Consider the following 18,655-nt stretch of genomic DNA (forward strand, 5'->3'; position numbering starts at 1 on the left):
GCATACACCTGTATTAAAGGAGGTTTGCCTGTGGTTCAACCAACTCCATATATCAATATTAATATTTTCATGTTGAAAATTAATTCCTTTGAAAATGCTTCAGCGGTGAATGTCGGACAAAATTTACTGGCGGAATGGCAGAATTCTGATAAAAAGAATCAGGGATACGGACAGAACTTCGGAGATGCAAGCGGCTTCATCGGCACGAACGGCAAAGTGGATGACCGGGATCAAATTGATTCTCCATCTGCCTTTGAGTCTGCATGCGATAAAATCCCTGCCGGAAAAGGAGGCCCATTATGATGTTTTCGCCGGTTTTGGTAAATGTAGGAGGCTTTAAAGTAAATGCAGTCGACCGCGGTTCTTCGATTACGATCGGCCCGTATCAGCAAATCGATTATTTTTTATCCAATAAGATCAACTACGGATTCGGTGAAGAAAATGGTGATTTGGCGCCGATTTATATCCCCATCAGTTCTATTGCTGATCCGGATCTCATTGATTCGAACTCCGGAAAAACGAGCATTATATAATAAAAAGGCCATCCGCATGCATTCGGATGGCTTTTATGTGATATTTAACTGCATAAGTATTTTGTTAAGATGGCTTGAACCTCAGTCAAGTCCGTTTCTTTTGCAAATTCCAATTCGAAAGTTTTTCCCCTTGTCATTAATACAAGCCCGGTATCGGGATCAAACATCCCCGCTTCTTGAATGGCGAAGCTTTCAATTGTTTTATATGGAAGAAATACGCGCACTTTCTTTTTGGAGAACATTTTATTATCAAAGAAAATCACTCGTTTATTCGTAAAGCATATTTGGTCAACCCGCAGTTTATAAATCGTTTCGATCCGTTCTCCCTCAACGAGCAAAGCCTCCAGCTTTTTTGTGTCGGTTGATCTGCTGACAGAAAAAATTCCCAATGAAGAACCCCACTTTCTGCTTCTATACTATTGTTTTATTACAATCATAAAAAAATAAGTTCTTTATCCCTATATAAGAATACGACATAGACGGCATTTAAACCATTACGAACAGATTACATTTTTAGAACGTTCATCAAAAAAGCCCTTCGCGAAAGGTGCCGCTGTTATGAAGTAGTACGGTTCAGCGAAAGAAAAGGTTTCAAGAAAACGGTATTTTTTTCGAAAAGTCAGTTTTTTATTTCCGCCATAAAAAACCGCGGCTTCTTCAATGCCGCGGTTTAACAAAACATCAACGATCCGTATCTTCAATTGTTCCTTCTTTATAGGTATCTGAAATTTGTTCCATCGTCGTGTCGGTGCCTTCTTCAGGTTGCACTTGCTGAAGCTGATCTGATGTTTTATTTTGTTTGTCTTGCTCTGTTTTTTTCATTTTGCAGCCACCCTTTATATGTAGTCTTTTTTAGTATGGCTCAGGCAAAATAAATTCATTCAGCTTTAAACTTCTTCAAAATACTCTTTGTAGAAGCCTCCGACTTTGTTTGTATTGTCTACAACAAAAATGAATTCTTCTGTTTCATTTTTGACTTCATACTCTTTACCCGGCGTCAGCACATTTTTGACAATGTATTTTTTCGCATCTGTATGTACGCATTTGACCTTTTTGGCGCTTTCTTTTGTCTGCCAATTATTATGAATCATTTATAAAACTCCTTTTCTTAATCGATAAACTTATTGTAGCCGTTTTTTCTTGTGAATTGCAATAACGGTTATCGATTGATTTTACCGGAGATGTTATTATAAAATGACTGTATGCGCTTACTTCGCGCGGACATCAAGATGCTCAAAACAGACCATAAAAAAATTTCGGGAGGTTTGTTACGAATGAGTTCTTTAACGATGCAGATCACAAAAAGGCTGGAAACATTTTTACAGGGTACGAAGAAACTTTATATTGACGGAAAATTTGTTCCGAGCGCTTCAGGATCAACATTTGTCACACCGAATCCGGCAACCGGAGAAACGCTGATGACGCTTTACGAGGCACAGTCAGAAGACATTGACAGTGCAGTGAAAGCGGCACGCAAAGCCTTTGATCACGGCGAATGGCGCACTATGCCGGCCGCTTCCAGAAGCAGGCTGATGTATAAGCTTGCCGATTTAATGGAAGAGCACAAAACGGAACTCGCGCAGCTTGAAACACTTGATAACGGAAAACCGATTAATGAAACGACGAATGGGGATATCCCGCTCGCAATTGAGCATATGCGTTATTATGCCGGGTGGTCTACAAAGATAACCGGACAAACGATTCCGGTCGCCGGCTCATATTTTAATTACACCCGCCATGAGCCTGTCGGCGTCGTGGGGCAGATCATCCCTTGGAACTTCCCGCTCCTTATGGCGATGTGGAAAATGGGCGCCGCCCTTGCCACAGGCTGCACAATCGTTTTGAAACCGGCGGAACAGACACCGCTGACCGCCCTCTATTTAGCGGAGTTAATAGATCAGGCGGGCTTCCCTGACGGCGTCATCAATATTGTCCCAGGGTTCGGCGAGACGGCCGGAGAAGCGCTGACCAACCATGACGATGTCGATAAACTCGCTTTTACCGGTTCTACAGAAATCGGCAAAAAAATCATGGAAAAAGCCGCAAAAAAAATTAAACGCGTGACACTGGAGCTTGGCGGAAAGTCACCTAACATCATTTTGCCTGACGCCAATTTGAAGAAAGCCATTCCCGGCGCTTTAAACGGGGTCATGTTTAATCAGGGGCAGGTATGCTGCGCAGGCTCCCGTGTCTTCATTCACAAAGACAAATATGATGAGGTCGTCAGCGAAATGGTTTCATATGCGAAATCGCTTCAGCAAGGCGCCGGCCTTCACCAAGATACACAAATCGGCCCGCTCGTCAGTCAAGAACAGCATGAGCGCGTGCTTTCATATATTGAAAAAGGAAAAGCGGAAGGAGCCAAAGCTGTCGCGGGCGGCAGCTGCCCGTTTGAAGAAGGGTATTTTGTCTCCCCGACTGTATTTGCGGATGTGGATGACAGCATGACCATCGCAAAAGAAGAAATTTTCGGCCCTGTTTTAGCCGCCATTCCGTATGATACGGTAGATGAAGTCATTGAGCGGGCGAACCGCTCGGAATACGGCCTTGCAGCCGGACTTTGGACTGAGAATGTGAAAAACGCCCATTACATTGCTGACCGTCTCCAAGCCGGCACCATTTGGGTCAACTGCTACAATGTTTTCGATGCGGCATCTCCTTTCGGCGGCTATAAGCAATCCGGCCTCGGGCGGGAAATGGGCTCTTACGCGCTGAATAATTATACAGAAGTGAAAAGCGTCTGGATCAATCTGGAAGATTAAATCAAACAAGAAACTGCTGCCTGTCAGCAGTTTCTTTCTTTTGTCATGCCGCCTTTTACATATGAATATATATGCTTCTGAAGGAGTTGAGCGAGTGTGAGCACAATTCATGAAAACGTCAGAAGCCGCCAAAAGAAAACCATCTCCCTATTAAGAGAAACGCAAAATGCGGACGGCTCATGGTCATTTTGTTTTGAAGGACCGATTTTGACAAACGCCTTTCTGATCCTCCTCCTCACTTCTCTTGGAGACAATGATAAAGAACTGATCGCTGAGCTTGCAGAAGGTATTCGCGCTAAACAGCGCCCGGACGGAACTTTTGCCAACTATCCTGATGACCGGAAAGGAAATGTGACCGCCACTGTACAGGGCTATGCCGGCTTGCTGGCTTCCGGTTTATATAGCCGTTCTGAGGCGCATATGATTCAGGCCGAACGCTTTATCATCTCAAATGGCGGCTTGCGCAACGTACACTTTATGACAAAGTGGATGCTTGCGGCAAACGGCCTTTATCCATGGCCCGCGCTGCATCTGCCATTATCTTTCTTAGTCATTCCCCCATCCTTCCCGCTGCATTTTTACCAGTTCAGTACATACGCCCGTATTCATTTTGTACCGATGGCCGTGACGCTTAACAAAAGATTTTCGCTGAAAAATCCCAATGTTCCGTCTCTCGCGCATTTAGATCGGCATATGACTAAAAATCCGTTTACATGGCTTCGTTCCGATCAGGATGAGAACAGAGACCTCTCTTCTCTTTTCGCGCACTGGAAGCGGCTTTTGCAGATTCCTGCCGCTTTTCACCAGCTCGGTCTGCGTACGGCCAAAACGTATATGCTTGACCGGATTGAGGAAGACGGCACATTATACAGCTATGCGAGCGCCACTATTTTTATGGTGTACGGCCTGCTCGCTCTCGGTGTATCGCGCCACTCCCCTGTTATCAGAAAAGCACTTGCCGGCACGAAAGCTTTGCTCACGTCTTGCGGCGATATACCGTACCTGGAAAATTCAACGTCGACCGTTTGGGATACGGCGCTTCTCAACTATGCCCTTATGAAAAGCGGCATCTCAGATAACGATCAGATGATAACCAGCGCCGCCCGGTTTCTGCGTGAACGGCAGCAGACGAAAGTCGCTGATTGGGCCGTTCACAACCCGCATGCTGAACCGGGAGGATGGGGTTTTTCAAACATTAATACAAATAATCCTGATTGTGATGACACAGCCGCAGTGCTCAAAGCCATTCCGCGAAAACTTTATCCCGCCTCATGGGAACGCGGACTGAGCTGGCTTTTGTCCATGCAAAACAGTGACGGCGGCTTCTCTGCTTTTGAGAAAAATGTCAATCATCCGCTGGTCCGCCTGCTGCCGCTGGAATCGGCTGAGGAAGCTGCCATCGATCCTTCAACAAGCGACTTAACCGGACGGGTGCTGCACTGTTTAGGAGAAGCGGGGCTTTCTTCTGATCACCCTCAGATTGAAAAAGCCGTCCAATGGCTGATCCGCCATCAAGAAGAGGACGGATCGTGGTACGGCAGATGGGGTGTCTGCTATATTTACGGCACATGGGCGGCGCTGACAGGGATGAAGGCTTGCGGCGTGAGCCAAAACCACCCGGCCGTAAAAAAAGCGATCCGCTGGCTGAAGTCCATTCAAAACGAGGACGGAAGCTGGGGGGAATCCTGTAAAAGCGCAGAAGTCAAAACTTATGTTCCGCTTTCTTACGGGACGCTTGTACAGACGGCTTGGGCGGCCGAAGCTTTGCTGCAATACGAAAAAACTCATCATCAAGCCGTCACAAAAGGCATATCTTTTCTTATTGAAAACCGGCATTACGAAGGCGCCGCTTTCAGCTATCCGACCGGAATCGGCCTGCCGAAGCAGTTTTACATCAGGTATCACAGCTACCCGTATGTGTTTTCTTTGCTTGCGCTCAGCACTTTTATGAAAGTGAGTGAAAAGGAGGAAGAAAAATGAAACGGCACGCTTATCAAACCGAGATGCTGAATTGGTGTGAAACCTTGAAGGAACAAGTCATTCAGCAAGGTCGGTTCGATCGCTTCGCGGCACAAATCGACCGGATTTTTCACACCCTTCAGGATGATGGATTAACGGAGGCGGAATGGTACGAACAGGCATCGGCACTTTACCGGGACATTACTGAACCCGAAGAGCCGGATGAGCGCAGAGCTTATGTGCCGATCGGCAAGCATGTCCTCCCTAAACTGCCTTACAGTTATTCCGCACTGGAACCGTATATTTCAAGAGAGATTATGAAACTCCACCACACCAAACACCATCAGAGCTATGTTGACGGTCTGAATAAAGCAGAACTGGAGCTCAAAAAAGCGAGACAGACGAAACAGTACGACTTAGTGGCGCATTGGGAGCGGCAATTGGCGTTTCACGGCGCGGGCCATTATTTGCACAGTATTTTCTGGTTTTCTATGAATCCAAACGGAAAAAGACGGCCGACGGGTACGCTCTTTCAAATGATTGATGTGTCATTCGGAAGCTATTCCGCTTTTAAAGAGCAATTTTCTCAAGCGGCGAAAAAAGTCGAAGGAGTCGGCTGGGCTATCCTAGTCTGGGCGCCGCGCGCCGGGCGGCTGGAGATTTTGGCCGCTGAGAAGCATCAGCTCTACAGCCAGTGGGACGTCATTCCTTTGCTTCCGCTGGATGTGTGGGAACACGCTTATTATTTACAATATAAAAACGACCGCGCGGCTTACGTGGATCAATGGTGGAATGTCGTTGATTGGCGGGAGGCGGAGAAACGGTTCGAACAAGCGCACCGCGTGATATGGCCGCTTTATTAAAAAAGCCCCCGTCTTGAACGGGGGCCTGCTTCTTTTGGCTTAAAAAATACCAAGCACGTGCAGAAAAACGATAATAATGGCTACAGGAGCCAGATAACGGATTAATAGGAGCCAGACTGCAAACCATTTTCGTTTTATACCGGAACCGCTTTTCAGTTCGTCAAACAGCATCTGTTTCGGAATTTTCAGCGGTACGAAAACGGCAATTAAAAGCGCGCCCAGCGGCATTAAGACATTGCTGACCAGAAAATCCGCAGCGTCAAAAATACTGCGGTGAAAAATAGAAACATCACTCAAAATTCCGTACGACAGCGCCGAAGGGACCCCGACAATAAATATAGCAAATCCCCCTATCCATGCATACCGCTTCCGTTTTGCCGAATCGCCTTTTGACAAAACAGCAACTAAAATTTCAAGCATTGAAAAAGCCGATGTCAGCGTCGCAAATAAAAACAGCAGCAAAAAGGCGAGTAAAAACACGATGCCCAACGGCATTTGGTTAAAGACGGTCGGCAGCACGTTAAATAAAAGCTGCGGGCCTTGATCCGGCTTGAGGCCGAATGCAAACACCGCCGGAAAAATCGCCACTCCCGCCATCACGGCAACAAGGACATTTAATACCGTCACCGACACGGCGGATTGAACAATATTTTCTTCTTTTTCTAAATATGCGCTGTATGTAACCATTACAGACACTCCGACGCTTAACGAGAAAAATGATTGTCCCATCGCATATAAAATGGTATTGGCATCCATCGCGCCAAAATCAGGCATGAAGAAGAATTTTAATCCCTTCGCTGCATCATGCAGCGTAACGGAGCGGATCATTAAGAGAATAAACAGAATAAACAGAGCCGGCATCAGCACCTGGCTTACCTTTTCGATTCCGCTGCTCACCCCTTTTGCCACAACTAAAATCGTCAGCACGATAAACAGCAGCTGGCCGAAAACGGCTGCATAAGGATTTGAAATGGTGTCGATAAATAACGTATCAAATCCCGAAGAAAGCGATAAGCCGCCTGTAAAGCCTTTTATAATGTAGATTAATATCCATCCCCCCACTACGCTGTAGAAGGATAATAGAATAAAACACGTAATGATTCCGAGATATCCGATCCAGTGCCACTTTTTCCCCGGCGCGAGCGCCTTATAGGATTCAACGGCGTTTTTTTGTGTTTTTCTGCCGATAATAAATTCAGCAAGTAAAAGCGGCAGTCCGATTAAAACAGTAAATAAAATAAAAACAAGCAGAAAAGCGCCGCCTCCGCTGGTTCCCGCTACGTAAGGGAACTTCCATATTGCGCCGAGCCCGATTGCAGAGCCGGCCGTAGCTAAAATAAATCCCAGCTTAGATGACCATTGATTAGCTTCTTTCACTTCAGCACTCCCAATTCATTTCAGTATAAAAATCAATTGTAAGAATATATGTCTGAATAGTCAAGAAGATGTTAGTTTACATAATAATTTTATTGAAAACTTATATTTAATATTGAATTATTCAGAAGATTATTTATAATGGAATACAGAAAAGTCAGTCATATTTTCTGACTGATTGATTGAATGTAAAAGGAGCTGTGTTTATGGAATGGCTGAAAAAAATAAGCGGGTTTGCAGGCCAAACCTTTGGCTTGTGGGTTATCGTCTTTGCCGGTTTAGGATTCGCCTACCCTGATTTGTTTTCTTGGATCAGTTCTTATATGACGATTTTCCTTGGTATTATTATGTTTGGGATGGGGCTAACTCTTCAAGCAGACGATTTTAAAGAATTAATCAGAAAGCCTTGGCATGTCGTGATCGGAGTCGCTTGCCAGTTTACGATTATGCCGCTTACGGCTTTCTGTTTATCAATCGGGCTCCGCCTCCCCGCAGAAATCGCCGCGGGCGTCATTCTGGTCGGATGCTGTCCGGGCGGTACGGCATCAAACGTCATGACGTTTTTGGCGAAAGGCAATACTGCGCTTTCTGTTGCGGTCACCACGATCTCAACATTGCTTGCTCCTATTGTAACGCCGGCACTTATTATGCTGTTTGCGAAAGAGTGGCTCCCCGTTTCTTTCGGTTCACTGTTTGTTTCCATAATGCAAGCCGTGCTTTTGCCGATCGTTCTCGGGGTGGTTGTGAAGCTGTTCTTCAAAAAACAGGTCGGACAAGCCGTGCACGCGCTTCCTCTCGTGTCGGTAATCGGCATCGTAGCGATTGTATCCTCTGTCGTCAGCGTAAATCGTGAGCATCTGCTTCAATCAGGACTGCTGATTGTGTCTGTCGTCATCTTACATAACGGAATCGGATATTTGTTAGGATTCCTGACTGCAAAGCTGTTCAAAATGGATTATGCTTCACAAAAAGCGATTGCGATCGAAGTCGGAATGCAAAACTCCGGACTGGGTGCAGCGCTTGCGACAGCGCATTTCTCCCCTTTGTCAGCCGTGCCGAGCGCAATTTTCAGCATATGGCACAATCTGTCGGGGTCTGTTCTTGCCACCTACTGGTCTAAGAAAAAAGAGAAAAACAGCACCGAAGAAGAAGAAACGGCAAAGATTCCGTTTTCATAACTGAACAAGGATAGGATAGGCTGGCCGCTCCTATCCTTTTTTATTCTGCAGATCACGAAACAGACGCAAAAGCGCTTTTTTTACATCCCCCTGAAATAGACCTCCATGATAACAAATCAATTGGCGGATATCGTAATCGAGCAGCCGCCGCACAGAACGGACCGCATCATCCATATGTAACGTATAGCTAGGATTAGCAAGGTTCAGCTTTCCGTCTTCAATGACGACCGCATCACCTGTGACCATAGTTTTTTCGGCAGGCAGATAAAGACTGATATGGCCGGGTGTATGACCCGGTGTGGCTACAACGCGAATGCCTCCGCACCAAGGCAGCAGCTCGCCGTCAGTAACTGTCCGGTGAACTGGAGCCGATTCGACTGATTGAAGCGAGCGGATGAACTGTTTTGCATAAGGCTTTGCATCCTCTGGCAATGAACAAAACGTTGATTCAGCCTGCTCAAGCCGTAAAGATTTTTTAGAGCCGTCAATATACGGCGCTTCACGCTCATGTACTGTCACGCTGATATCCGGATGCAAACGGTGTAATGCAGCGAGTGAGCCGATATGGTCTATGTCGTGATGCGTTACAATGATTTTTGTCAATGAATGAAGCGACATACCATGCCGGGCAGCAGCGTGTTGAAGATGGTTTGTAAAACCGGGATATCCGCAGTCTATTAATATCGTGTCATGTTCGTCTTGCAGAAGAACCGGAGTGATAGAATGCAATTCTTCATTATATTCAAATTCGATCTCAAGCGGATAACAGCTTTTCATATACATTCTCCCCTTCTCTCAATAAAAAAAGTACACTGCTTGTAAGGGCAGTGTACTTTTTGTCTGTCTCAAATTATCCTTCCAGCAACAGCTGTTCCGGATCTTCAAGCAGGTTTTTAATGGTGACAAGGAATCCGACCGCTTCTTTACCATCTACAATTCTGTGATCGTATGATAAAGCGATGTACATCATCGGACGGTTTTCAGAGCGCTCCGCATCAATCGCTACTGGGCGCAGCTGAATTTTGTGCATACCTAAGATCCCAACCTGAGGGCTGTTTAGGATTGGTGTTGACATAAGCGATCCGAATGTACCTCCGTTTGTGATCGTGAAGGAGCCTCCTTGCAGCTCACCTAATGTTAATTTATTGTTTCGCGCTTTTTTCGCAAGTTCGCCGATCTCTCTTTCAATGCCGGCAAACGTCAGGCGGTCAGCGTCACGCACGACTGGGACGACAAGCCCTTCTTCAGCCGCGACAGCGATACCGATGTCATAGAATTTTTTCACGATCAGCTCATCGCCTTGAATTTCAGCGTTAAGGAGCGGGAATTTTTTCAATGCAGCCACGACGGCTTTTGTAAAGAACGACATGAAACCGAGTTTTACATCGTTTTGCTCAAGGAATTGGTCTTTACGGCGTTTTCTTAGATTCATAACGGCCGTCATGTCAACTTCGTTAAATGTAGTCAGCATCGCAGAAGTCTGCTGCACTTCAACCAATCGTTTCGCGATCGTCTGTCTGCGGCGGGACATTTTTTGCACTTCGACAGGTTTGTCAAAGCTTTGCTGTGTTTTTTGAGCCTGCTGTTTCGGCTGTGCCGCAGGTTTTGAAGCCGGTTTTTCATAAGCTTCCACATCTTGTTTGCGCACGCGGCCGAGCGGGTCTCCCGTCGGAATTTGTGATAGATCAATTCCTTTTTCCCTTGCCAGCTTGCGTGCAGCCGGAGACGCTACCGTTCTGGCTTTCGCTTCTGATTGTGCTTCCTGGCTGACTTCTTGTGCAGCAGGTTCAGCTTTTGCTTCCTCTTTCGTTTGTTCATTGGCTGGAGCACTTTCTGAAGGGGCGGGTGCAGAACTTTCGCCAGCGCCTTCTGTAATGGTACCGATAATTTCTCCTACTTGGACGGTATCACCCGAATCTTTCAATACCTCTTTTAGAACACCCGATTCTTCTGCTGTCAATTCAACATTTACTTTGTCCGTCTCCAGTTCAAGCAAGTACTCACCCTGTTCTACATAATCACCGGGCTGCTTTAACCATTGGGCTATCGTTCCTTCTGAGATTGATTCTGCTAATTCAGGTACCTTAATTTCCGCCATTTTTTCATTTCCCCCTTAGTTTTTGCGAGTCAAGCTATCAGATACAATGCGTTCCTGTTCTTTTTTGTGGACTGTCGGATCTCCTTCTGCGGGACTGGATCGTCTTCTTCGGCCGATGTATTGGACATTTACTCCTTTTGGCGCGATTTCCGTCAGATACGGGCAGATATAACTCCATGCCCCCATGTTCTGCGGCTCTTCCTGAACCCAAACGATCTCTTGCAGGTTCGGCAGTTTGGCGAAAAGCTCCTTCGTATCTTTTGCCGGGAACGGATACAGCTGTTCGATTCTGGCAATATGAAGCCAATCCTTATCGCCTTCCATTTTGTTGAAGTGATCGCTGATATCAATTGACACTTTTCCGCTTGATAATACGACGCGAGTCACTTTTTCGTAAGCATGGGAAAGACCGGACTGCTCATAGACAGGCTTGAATCGGCTTTCGCTCAGTTCCTGCACTTCAGATACCGTATTCGGGTTGCGCAGCAGGCTCTTCGGCGTCATGATCACAAGCGGGCGGATTTCCTCACGAAGCAGCATTTTCGCTTGTCTTCTTAAAATGTGGAAATACTGAGCCGCACTTGTCAGGTTGGCCACCGTCCAGTTGTTTTCCGCCGCCAGCTGCAGGAACCGCTCGACGCGGCCGCTGGAGTGTTCAGGACCCTGCCCTTCGTAACCGTGAGGCAGCAGCATGACCAGTCCTGATTTTTGTCCCCATTTTGCCCGTCCTGCAGATATGAATTGATCAAAATAGACTTGAGCCGCATTGGCAAAGTCCCCGTACTGCGCCTCCCACATCACAAGCGTTTCAGGCGAATACACGTTGTATCCATATTCAAAGCCGAGAACCGATCCTTCAGAGAGCGGGCTGTTATGCACCGTAAATGAAGCAGCGCAGTCGTCTAAATGATGGAGGGCAACAAATTCTTCTCCTGTTTCGCTGTCATGCAGCACAAGGTTTCTTTGAGCGAACGTTCCGCGCTCTGAATCCTGTCCGGTCAGCCGAATCGGCGTGCCGTCTTTCAAAATGGAAGCAAACGCAAGCGATTCAGCCAATGACCATTCAACTTTACGGTCATCATCAAACGCTTTTGCACGTCTTTCCAGGATTCTTTTCAGCTTGCCGAACACGTTAAAAGATTCCGGCCAGTTGATAAGTTCGCCGTTCAGCTTGCGGAGAACATCAAAGTCAATGGCTGTGTCAACGTCTGGAAAACCGTTGGACACCGGTTCCGGCAATTCAATTTCCCGTACGGCGTCTTCTTTTTTGGCGGGCACCTTTTTATAGGCGTCTTCAATTCGTTTTGTCACTGCCGTTTCGATGTTTTGCGCTTTTTCCTCGCTGATCAGACCTTCACTTACGAGTTTTTCCGCAAAGATCCGCTTGACAGTCGGGTGTTTTCTGACGGCGTCATACAGCATCGGCTGTGTCGTTGACGGCTCATCCATTTCATTGTGGCCGTACCGTCTGTACCCGATTAAATCGATTAAGAAATCTTTATTGAACCGCTTCCGGTATTCAACCGCAAATTTAACGGCTGACAGGCATGCTTCCGGATCATCCGCGTTGACGTGAACGATCGGAATTTCATAGCCCTTCGCCAAATCACTGGCATATTTCGTGGATCGTGATTCATCGCTTTCAGTTGTAAAGCCGATCATATTATTGGCGATGATATGAATGGCCCCGCCGACCTGATAGCCTTTCAGAGAGCTTAAGTTCAGCGTCTCGGCGACAATGCCTTCTCCCGGAAACGCTGCGTCACCGTGAATTAAAATGGCGAGCGATTTTGTTTCGTCTTGAACCGGGTACCCCTTTTGCGTTCTTGTTTCCTGTGCCGCCCGCGTGCTTCCTTCAACAATCGGATTGATAAATTCCAAGTGGCTCGGGTTATTTGCAAGCGTAATCCGCGCACTTTTGGTTTCAGCATCCTGAAGCTGTCTGTCTGCACCGAGGTGGTATTTTACATCGCCCGTCCAGCCGTAGCTGATGCCGGTCGACCCTTCAGACGGCACAAGGTCTTTATTCGGCGCGTGCTGGAATTCCGAGAAAATAATCTCATACGGTTTGCCGAGCACATGCGCAAGCACATTTAAACGGCCTCTGTGCGCCATCCCGATATTGACATTGGTTGTGCCCGCTTTCACAGACTGGGCGATAATGTCGTCAAGAACCGGCACAAGCGCGTCTAACCCCTCAATTGAGAAACGCTTCTGACCGACGAATGTCCGGTGTAAAAATTGTTCAAATCCTTCTACTTCCGTCAGTCTTTCTAAAACGGCTGACAGTTTTTCCGGTGAATTTTTCCGGAACAGTTCTCCGGATTCGACCATTTTTGTAATCCATGCGCGCTCTTCGAAATCATGCACATGGTCAAACTCGAAGGAGATGGTTCTTTTATAGGTATTGCGTAAATGCTGGATGGCTTCTAAGCCGTTTGTTATATTGGCAGGTGCGTCTTTACAGATGACAGACGCGGGTATTGCTTTTATTTCTTCTTCTGTAAGCCCATACTCGGATAACGGAAAGAGCTCGCTCTTTTTCGGATCCTTTCTGAGCGGATTGACGGAAGCGTTCAGATGGCCATAGGTTCGAATATCTTCTGCAAGTTTAACTGCTGCTGCGATCTTTTGAATCAGATCTGCGGTGATGCGTCCCTGTTCCTTTGTTCCCGATGCCTCTTTTATTTGGCTTGGCGGAGCGCCGAGTTCGTCAAACATGTCTTTCAGATCCGGATCAATGCTGTCTGGATCTTCAGCATATTGGTCGTACAGCTCCAGTGCATAGCCGAGGTTCGGTCCGTAAAAATCTTCCCAATTCATTCTTTGTTTCATATTATTTTGAAACATTTGAATATTACCCCCAACCTAGATAATCAAGTGATCAATTCACTATCTTGAAATAACTTTTGAACGCTGTGCCCAAAATTATGTAATAAAAACGCTTCCAAGGATATTTTACCACTGATTGCGTTTGGATTCTACCTTGATTGTTCACAAAATAGTAAAAAAAACAGATCCATACCGAAAAAATTAAATCATTTTAAAATAAAAAGCGAAAAAGCATAGGAAAAAACCTATCCTATGCTTTTATGAAGCAGTTTTTTCAAGAGCGGATACAGCACATCGGGCAGCTGATCGACATCCGGAACAAAAATACTGTACTTTCCGTACATATCCTGAATGGTTTTCATCTGTGATTCTTCTATCGCAGTATTGGACAGAAAAACATTTATGACTTCTATCCCTTTTTTTCTCGCTTCGATGACAGCCTCGCTCGTATCGACGATGCCGTTTTGTTCGTATCCGAATGCTGCCGGCTCTCCGTCTGAAAACACGATTAAAAATTTTTGCGCCTCACTCCGCCGCATCAGCTGTTTCGTCATTTGTCTGATGGCGTATCCGTCTCTGTTATCTTCTTCAGGCGCAAGCTGCATGATCAGCGGACCCGCCGCCTGCAGCAGCGACTCTTCAAACGGAATGACGGTATTGAAGAAATTCGGCTGGCTCGTTTCGGTCGCTTCGTTCGTATCCTCCCAAAACCCGACGATCTGGTGCGGTACGGACACGGATTTCAAGGCTTCATGAAAAAGAACGATCCCTCTTTTTGTTTCATCCATTTTGTCGAACATGCTGGCCGAACAATCGACAAGCAATGTAAAAACGGCGTCAATGTCTGAAGACGGGTCCTGCTTTTTATAGAAAAGGCGCGGGTTCCGCTCCGTAAAATAGCGGATCAGTTTGCGATTCAGCCGGCCTGCGTGAAGGTCGGTCCGCGGGAGCGTTTTTTTGTGCTCAAGTGTTTTTTGTATCATCTGCTTCAGGCGTTTTTGATATGATTCTATCGTTTTTGCCTGTTCTTTATAAGACTGCTCCTCTTCAGGAGACGCTTTATGAGGCGTTTGATAAACCGGGAAGGCAAATTTGTTTTCTTTTCCGTCAGCCAGCCCCGCGCCCTCATGTTGATCCTGAATGGATTCAAGCGCTTCCAGTTTGGAGTAATCCTCTCTTTTCGTCTGACGTGCGGAACCTTGAACGGAGCCGAGCGCCTGGTCACCGTCATCGCCTTCTCTGGCCGCGTCTTTCCCAAGATCTGATTTCGCGCCGTGCTCAATATCAAATTGAAGGAAACTTTTTGCCGGCGCTTCGGTTTCCCGGTGCCACGTATTCATTTTCTCTTCAAGGATTTCTTCATCTCCGTCGGAAGACTCAGGGAGCGTGAGATCGTCACTTAACGAAGGCGCTTTTTTTACGCTTTCGAATAAAGGCTCTTCAGCCGCTTTTTCGTAATCAAGTTCCGGCAGAAAAAAGTACGTGTTCAGCATATCTTTCTCAAGCACTTCATCAAGGCCTTCCATGAGGTCTTCCGTTATTCTTGCAATCTGTTCCGTAGAATCCGCTTCATACACCCGGATGAGCTGACGTTCAATATACGGTATCATCATATCAATATGTTCATGCATGGAAGGAATGCCTTCAAGCGGAGACTCAGCCGTCAGCTTGACAAACATCGCGCAATACAAAGCGTCGGTGAAAATGCTCCGTTCTAAATTCAATGTCAGCTGCGTCGTGAAATATTTCCTGTACATCTCCCTCCGCTTCTGAAAAACACGTTTCGTTCCCGGCCGTTCTTTTTTGATCAGCTCTTCAATTCTGATATCCTCAAGCAGCATAAACAGCTGCTTGGCAAAGCTTTGGTGGGTGAAGTGCCGGTGAACGTCATTTAAAAACCCCGCAAATTCCCGAAATGAGCTGCTGCGTGTTCCGACAGCGCGCAAATAGACATCGCTTTTCAGGCCGGCTTCCATATCCCCGGCTGATCGGTCTTTCCAAAAGTGGCTCATGTAAATTTTCTTTTCAAAGGGATTGTAGTAAGACTGCACGCCGTATTCCACTTCAACTTCACTGCTTCTGGTCAGTGTTTTGGCCAGATCAGTCAGCATCATGAACAAAAACGAATCAATCGTGCTGTCGTTAAATTTGATAAACTTCATTGTATATCCCTCATTCGAACAGCGTTTCTGCAATATTTCTGACAGCGGCTTTTTCCCTGTCGTCGTCAAGTTTTTCCACGATGCCTCTTTCAATCGCCCGTTTCGGCGGGATGTACGCAGCCAAGTCGCACGTATCAATGAGAGCCCTGATGGACGCCGCTTCTTCTGACACTTGTCCGTTATGCGCTTGTGCGATTAAATCAGAAGACAGCGTCATAAAACGCTCAATTAATTTCTCATCTTTTAAGACAGACTGAGAGGTCAGCACCTGTTTCAGAAGGCTTCCTTTAATATACGGAACATCAATGATGACAAAACGGTTTTTAAGGGCTTCGTTCAGCGGAACGGTGCCGACGTAGCCTTCATTAATCGCGGCGATAACACCGAATCCTTCGCTTGCCTTAATCACTTCTCCTGTAAAGGGATTTGTCATCATTTTTCTGTAATCAAGCACGCCGTTTAGAATCGGAAGGGTTTCAGGCTTTGCCATATTGATTTCGTCAATGTATAAAAAATGTCCTTCGTTCATTGCGGTTGTTACAGGTCCGGGAACGAATTCAATTGTCGCCTGTCCCTGTTCATTTTCAATCGTTTTATAGCCGACAAGCGCTTCTGCATCGAGATCTACGGAGCAGTTGACGCTGTGCATCGGTTTATGAAAATAGTTCGAAAGCGTTTCCGCCAATTTTGTTTTTCCTGAACCCGTCGGTCCTTTTAATAAGATATTTTTTCCCATTGTCAAAGCGATGACGGCATCGAATACAATCGCTTTATCTTCGGCTTCATAGCCTGATGATCCGATTAAATCCCGGAATTCTTGGGAAACGGGATGATTTTGATAAGCCTGCAGTTTGTTTTGTATATCTTCCGGAAGTGATAGGTGCTGTAATTCTGAAGTCATAGGTGATGTTTCCTTTCCATTTGTATTCCATAACCGAGTATACTAAAAAAGCCCTTGTATACTCAATACAAAAGGGCTCATTCCCTGCGGGCGCTTTTTGTCAGAGGAGCGCAGGCGAGTCTGGCTCCGGAATTTCCGCTCGGGTTTGTCAAATAATCGTCCGTATGTTCATGAATGACGAACGCACTTCCGTCCCGGTCAAGCAGGCTGAGTCTGCTCCCTTCTTTTAATGAAGTTTGCGGCGCGTTCATAATGACATCCACTTTACCGTCAGCCCCCACTTCAAGATTTGGGAGATCCCCGGCGTGATGACCCATCGGATTGTTGAAGCCGTGTTCTTTGTTCAAAGGGTTGAACGGTCCCCCGGCTGATTCGAAATCAGGTGCCTGACAAGTCCCTTTTTCATAAATATGAAATCCGAGAGAAGTGCCGGGCGGCAGATGCCCCGCTGATATATGAATGTCTGACCCTTCATCATCAGATTCCCTCACTTCGATATATCCGATCGTTTTTCCGTTTTGATTGATGAGTCCGGCATGCTCACGGTATGCAGATGCTTCCAATGCGCGGCTTTCCCCCTGTTTTTTGGGCGGAACAGGAGCGGGTCTCCCCCCGCAGCCGCAAAGCGTAATTGATGCGAGCATGAGAAAAAGCAAGAGACGATTCATGCTTCCTCCCCCTTATTTTTTTACCCATCAGTCTTGTCAAAACGTGAAAATGGTAAACAAAAAAAGCCCCGAAAGGCTTTTTTTAAAAATAACTGCGCGCTCCTAAATACGCTTTTTTCCAATATGGATTGCTTAAGTTTGAAATTTCAACCCCGGAGGAGCTTGCGTGAATAAAATCTCCTCCGCCTAAATACATTCCCATATGAGAAGGACCCGCTTTATATGTTGTAAAGAAGACAAAGTCGCCTGCTGACGGCTGGCTGATATGTTTCATCGTATTCCAATATCCGGCCGTGCTCAGACGGGAAACAGAGCTTACCTTATTTAAAAGGTAATAGATGTAACCGCTGCAATCGAAGCCCGCAGGCGTATTGCCTCCCCAGCGGTAAGGAACGCCGACATGTTTTTTCGCCTCGCCTATCATTCTGTCAATCTTTGACCCTGTCACCGGAGGTTCAGGAGTATTCGGCTTGTTTGGCTTTGCCGGTTTGTTATCCGGCTGCCGCACAGGATCTTCTGTTTTTCCCGTTCCGTTAATCACCAGAACCTGTCCGATTTGAAGCACATCAGTTGTCAATTTATTTTTTTCTCTGATGAGCTGAGCGGTGATGCCGAACCGATTAGCAATTTTCCAGAGGGAATCGCCTGCTTTTACTTTGTAAGTGGATGGCTTCTCAGAAGGGTTTGAATGAGATGGCGGTGTTTTGCCGCTGTTTCCGTTATGTGAAGAACCTTTAATCTTTAACACTTGATTCGGATACAGCATGTCTGATGTTAATTGATTCAGCTTTTTCAGTTCGGCGATGGTGATGCCGGTTTGATTGGCAATTTTCCACAGCGAGTCACCCGGCTTCACAGTGTAAGTCCCTGATGCGCCTTTATCAGGCTTTGTCTGTCTGCCGCCTCCGTCCGTGCCGCCGGCAGACCCTTTAATTTTCAGTTTTTGGCCCGGATAGATGACATCTGAACTCAAACGGTTCAGGCTTCTCAGCTCAGAAACGCTCATTTTGTATTTTTTTGCGATCACCCATAATGAGTCTCCGTATGTAACTGTGTAAGCACCCGTGCTTCGTTTTCCCTTTTGTCCGGTTTTGCCGCTGCCGTCAGGAATGTGCAGCCGCTGTCCTGGGTGGAGTATCGTTGATTTCAGTTTGTTTTCCGCCTGCAGGGCTGAAATACTTGTATGATATTGCCGGGAAAGCTTCCAAAGAGAGTCGCCGCTTTTTACTTGAATGGTTTTTGCTTCAGCGGGATGCACGGCGAAGGTTGAAGTCATTACAGCAGATACAGCCAGACCGGCTGCGATTTTTTTCTTCATATAACGA

At 46.4% G+C, this 18,655-nt stretch carries 17 protein-coding genes; 6 read left to right on the forward strand and 11 right to left on the reverse strand.

Going from position 1 to position 18,655, the window contains the following annotated elements:
• The first annotated feature begins 30 nt into the window (after nt 1-30).
• Nucleotides 31-303 (forward strand): hypothetical protein, encoded by a 273-nt coding sequence (locus SB847_RS05300; RefSeq protein ID WP_014418114.1) that lies wholly within the window; start codon nt 31-33, stop codon nt 301-303.
• Entirely contained in the window at nt 300-533 is a 234-nt protein-coding gene (locus SB847_RS05305) for a hypothetical protein (protein ID WP_003153785.1), read from the forward strand. Before SB847_RS05300 ends, SB847_RS05305 begins: the two co-directional genes overlap by 4 nt.
• Nucleotides 534-577: 44 nt before the next feature.
• Here the strand turns inward: SB847_RS05305 and SB847_RS05310 are convergent, their stop codons facing one another.
• The 3 genes from SB847_RS05310 to SB847_RS05320 all read right to left on the reverse strand — a co-directional run bounded on the left by SB847_RS05310 (nt 578) and on the right by SB847_RS05320 (nt 1,624).
• The gene (locus tag SB847_RS05310) at nt 578-922 is read right to left on the reverse strand and encodes a PH domain-containing protein (RefSeq protein WP_003153783.1); all 345 of its coding nucleotides are present in this window, start codon (nt 920-922) and stop codon (nt 578-580) included.
• Between the two features lie 292 nt (nt 923-1,214).
• On the reverse strand, nt 1,215-1,355 hold the full coding sequence (locus tag SB847_RS05315) for a DUF4025 domain-containing protein (protein ID WP_003153781.1): 141 nt from the start codon (nt 1,353-1,355) through the stop codon (nt 1,215-1,217).
• A 65-nt stretch (nt 1,356-1,420) separates the two neighbouring features.
• Entirely contained in the window at nt 1,421-1,624 is a 204-nt protein-coding gene (locus SB847_RS05320; RefSeq protein ID WP_044802223.1) for a DUF6501 family protein, read from the reverse strand.
• 183 nt (nt 1,625-1,807) lie between these two features.
• On the opposite strand from SB847_RS05320, the gene SB847_RS05325 reads away from it, so the two are divergent.
• The 3 genes from SB847_RS05325 (at nt 1,808) to SB847_RS05335 (ending at nt 6,117) form a co-directional block, all read left to right on the forward strand.
• On the forward strand, nt 1,808-3,295 hold the full coding sequence (locus SB847_RS05325; RefSeq protein WP_007611960.1) for an aldehyde dehydrogenase family protein: 1,488 nt from the start codon (nt 1,808-1,810) through the stop codon (nt 3,293-3,295).
• 96 nt (nt 3,296-3,391) lie between these two features.
• Nucleotides 3,392-5,275, forward strand: coding sequence for a terpene cyclase/mutase family protein (locus SB847_RS05330; RefSeq protein ID WP_410561843.1), 1,884 nt, complete (start codon nt 3,392-3,394; stop codon nt 5,273-5,275).
• The gene (locus SB847_RS05335) at nt 5,272-6,117 is read left to right on the forward strand and encodes a superoxide dismutase (RefSeq protein ID WP_038458432.1); all 846 of its coding nucleotides are present in this window, start codon (nt 5,272-5,274) and stop codon (nt 6,115-6,117) included. Before SB847_RS05330 ends, SB847_RS05335 begins: the two co-directional genes overlap by 4 nt.
• A 39-nt stretch (nt 6,118-6,156) precedes the next feature.
• On the opposite strand, the gene SB847_RS05340 is transcribed toward SB847_RS05335, so the two are convergent.
• Nucleotides 6,157-7,494, reverse strand: coding sequence for a sodium-dependent transporter (locus SB847_RS05340; protein ID WP_105937624.1), 1,338 nt, complete (start codon nt 7,492-7,494; stop codon nt 6,157-6,159).
• A 203-nt stretch (nt 7,495-7,697) separates the two neighbouring features.
• Between SB847_RS05340 and SB847_RS05345 the strand changes: the two genes are divergently transcribed.
• A complete protein-coding gene (locus SB847_RS05345; RefSeq protein ID WP_410561838.1) occupies nt 7,698-8,669 on the forward strand; it encodes a bile acid:sodium symporter family transporter in 972 nt (323 codons plus the stop codon).
• Between the two features lie 30 nt (nt 8,670-8,699).
• Here the strand turns inward: SB847_RS05345 and SB847_RS05350 are convergent, their stop codons facing one another.
• From SB847_RS05350 to SB847_RS05380, 7 genes are all read right to left on the reverse strand, one after another.
• Nucleotides 8,700-9,446 carry an MBL fold metallo-hydrolase gene (locus SB847_RS05350; RefSeq protein WP_032873416.1) on the reverse strand — a complete coding sequence of 249 codons (747 nt, stop codon included), beginning with the start codon at nt 9,444-9,446 and terminating at the stop codon, nt 8,700-8,702.
• A gap of 73 nt (nt 9,447-9,519) precedes the next feature.
• Entirely contained in the window at nt 9,520-10,767 is a 1,248-nt protein-coding gene (gene odhB / locus SB847_RS05355; protein ID WP_038458441.1) for a 2-oxoglutarate dehydrogenase complex dihydrolipoyllysine-residue succinyltransferase, read from the reverse strand.
• A gap of 15 nt (nt 10,768-10,782) precedes the next feature.
• On the reverse strand, nt 10,783-13,617 hold the full coding sequence (gene sucA, locus SB847_RS05360; RefSeq protein ID WP_410561834.1) for a 2-oxoglutarate dehydrogenase E1 component: 2,835 nt from the start codon (nt 13,615-13,617) through the stop codon (nt 10,783-10,785).
• A 227-nt stretch (nt 13,618-13,844) separates the two neighbouring features.
• Complete coding sequence (locus tag SB847_RS05365) at nt 13,845-15,761, reverse strand: vWA domain-containing protein (RefSeq protein WP_410561832.1); 1,917 nt, start codon at nt 15,759-15,761, stop codon at nt 13,845-13,847.
• A gap of 10 nt (nt 15,762-15,771) precedes the next feature.
• Entirely contained in the window at nt 15,772-16,662 is an 891-nt protein-coding gene (locus tag SB847_RS05370; RefSeq protein ID WP_003153758.1) for an AAA family ATPase, read from the reverse strand.
• Between the two features lie 77 nt (nt 16,663-16,739).
• Entirely contained in the window at nt 16,740-17,330 is a 591-nt protein-coding gene (locus SB847_RS05375) for a superoxide dismutase family protein (RefSeq protein ID WP_105937622.1), read from the reverse strand.
• 82 nt (nt 17,331-17,412) lie between these two features.
• On the reverse strand, nt 17,413-18,648 hold the full coding sequence (locus SB847_RS05380) for a C40 family peptidase (RefSeq protein WP_410561829.1): 1,236 nt from the start codon (nt 18,646-18,648) through the stop codon (nt 17,413-17,415).
• Nucleotides 18,649-18,655: the final 7 nt, after the last annotated feature.

This window comes from Bacillus sp. SIMBA_026 (genome assembly GCF_046535335.1).
In the GTDB taxonomy this organism is placed as follows: Bacteria; Bacillota; Bacilli; order Bacillales; family Bacillaceae; genus Bacillus; species Bacillus velezensis.

Excerpts from the sequence above, each read along its gene's own strand:
- SB847_RS05305 (WP_003153785.1), top strand. The coding sequence starts at position 300 with ATGATGTTTTCGCCGGTTTTGGTAAATGTAGGAGGCTTTAAAGTAAAT.
- SB847_RS05315 (WP_003153781.1), bottom strand. The coding sequence starts at position 1,355 with ATGAAAAAAACAGAGCAAGACAAACAAAATAAAACATCAGATCAGCTT.
- SB847_RS05320 (WP_044802223.1), bottom strand. The coding sequence starts at position 1,624 with ATGATTCATAATAATTGGCAGACAAAAGAAAGCGCCAAAAAGGTCAAA.
- SB847_RS05325 (WP_007611960.1), top strand. The coding sequence starts at position 1,808 with ATGAGTTCTTTAACGATGCAGATCACAAAAAGGCTGGAAACATTTTTA.
- SB847_RS05335 (WP_038458432.1), top strand. The coding sequence starts at position 5,272 with ATGAAACGGCACGCTTATCAAACCGAGATGCTGAATTGGTGTGAAACC.
- SB847_RS05345 (WP_410561838.1), top strand. The coding sequence starts at position 7,698 with ATGGAATGGCTGAAAAAAATAAGCGGGTTTGCAGGCCAAACCTTTGGC.
- SB847_RS05350 (WP_032873416.1), bottom strand. The coding sequence starts at position 9,446 with ATGAAAAGCTGTTATCCGCTTGAGATCGAATTTGAATATAATGAAGAA.
- odhB (WP_038458441.1), bottom strand. The coding sequence starts at position 10,767 with ATGGCGGAAATTAAGGTACCTGAATTAGCAGAATCAATCTCAGAAGGA.
- sucA (WP_410561834.1), bottom strand. The coding sequence starts at position 13,617 with ATGTTTCAAAATAATATGAAACAAAGAATGAATTGGGAAGATTTTTAC.
- SB847_RS05365 (WP_410561832.1), bottom strand. The coding sequence starts at position 15,761 with ATGAAGTTTATCAAATTTAACGACAGCACGATTGATTCGTTTTTGTTC.
- SB847_RS05370 (WP_003153758.1), bottom strand. The coding sequence starts at position 16,662 with ATGACTTCAGAATTACAGCACCTATCACTTCCGGAAGATATACAAAAC.
- SB847_RS05375 (WP_105937622.1), bottom strand. The coding sequence starts at position 17,330 with ATGAATCGTCTCTTGCTTTTTCTCATGCTCGCATCAATTACGCTTTGC.
- SB847_RS05380 (WP_410561829.1), bottom strand. The coding sequence starts at position 18,648 with ATGAAGAAAAAAATCGCAGCCGGTCTGGCTGTATCTGCTGTAATGACT.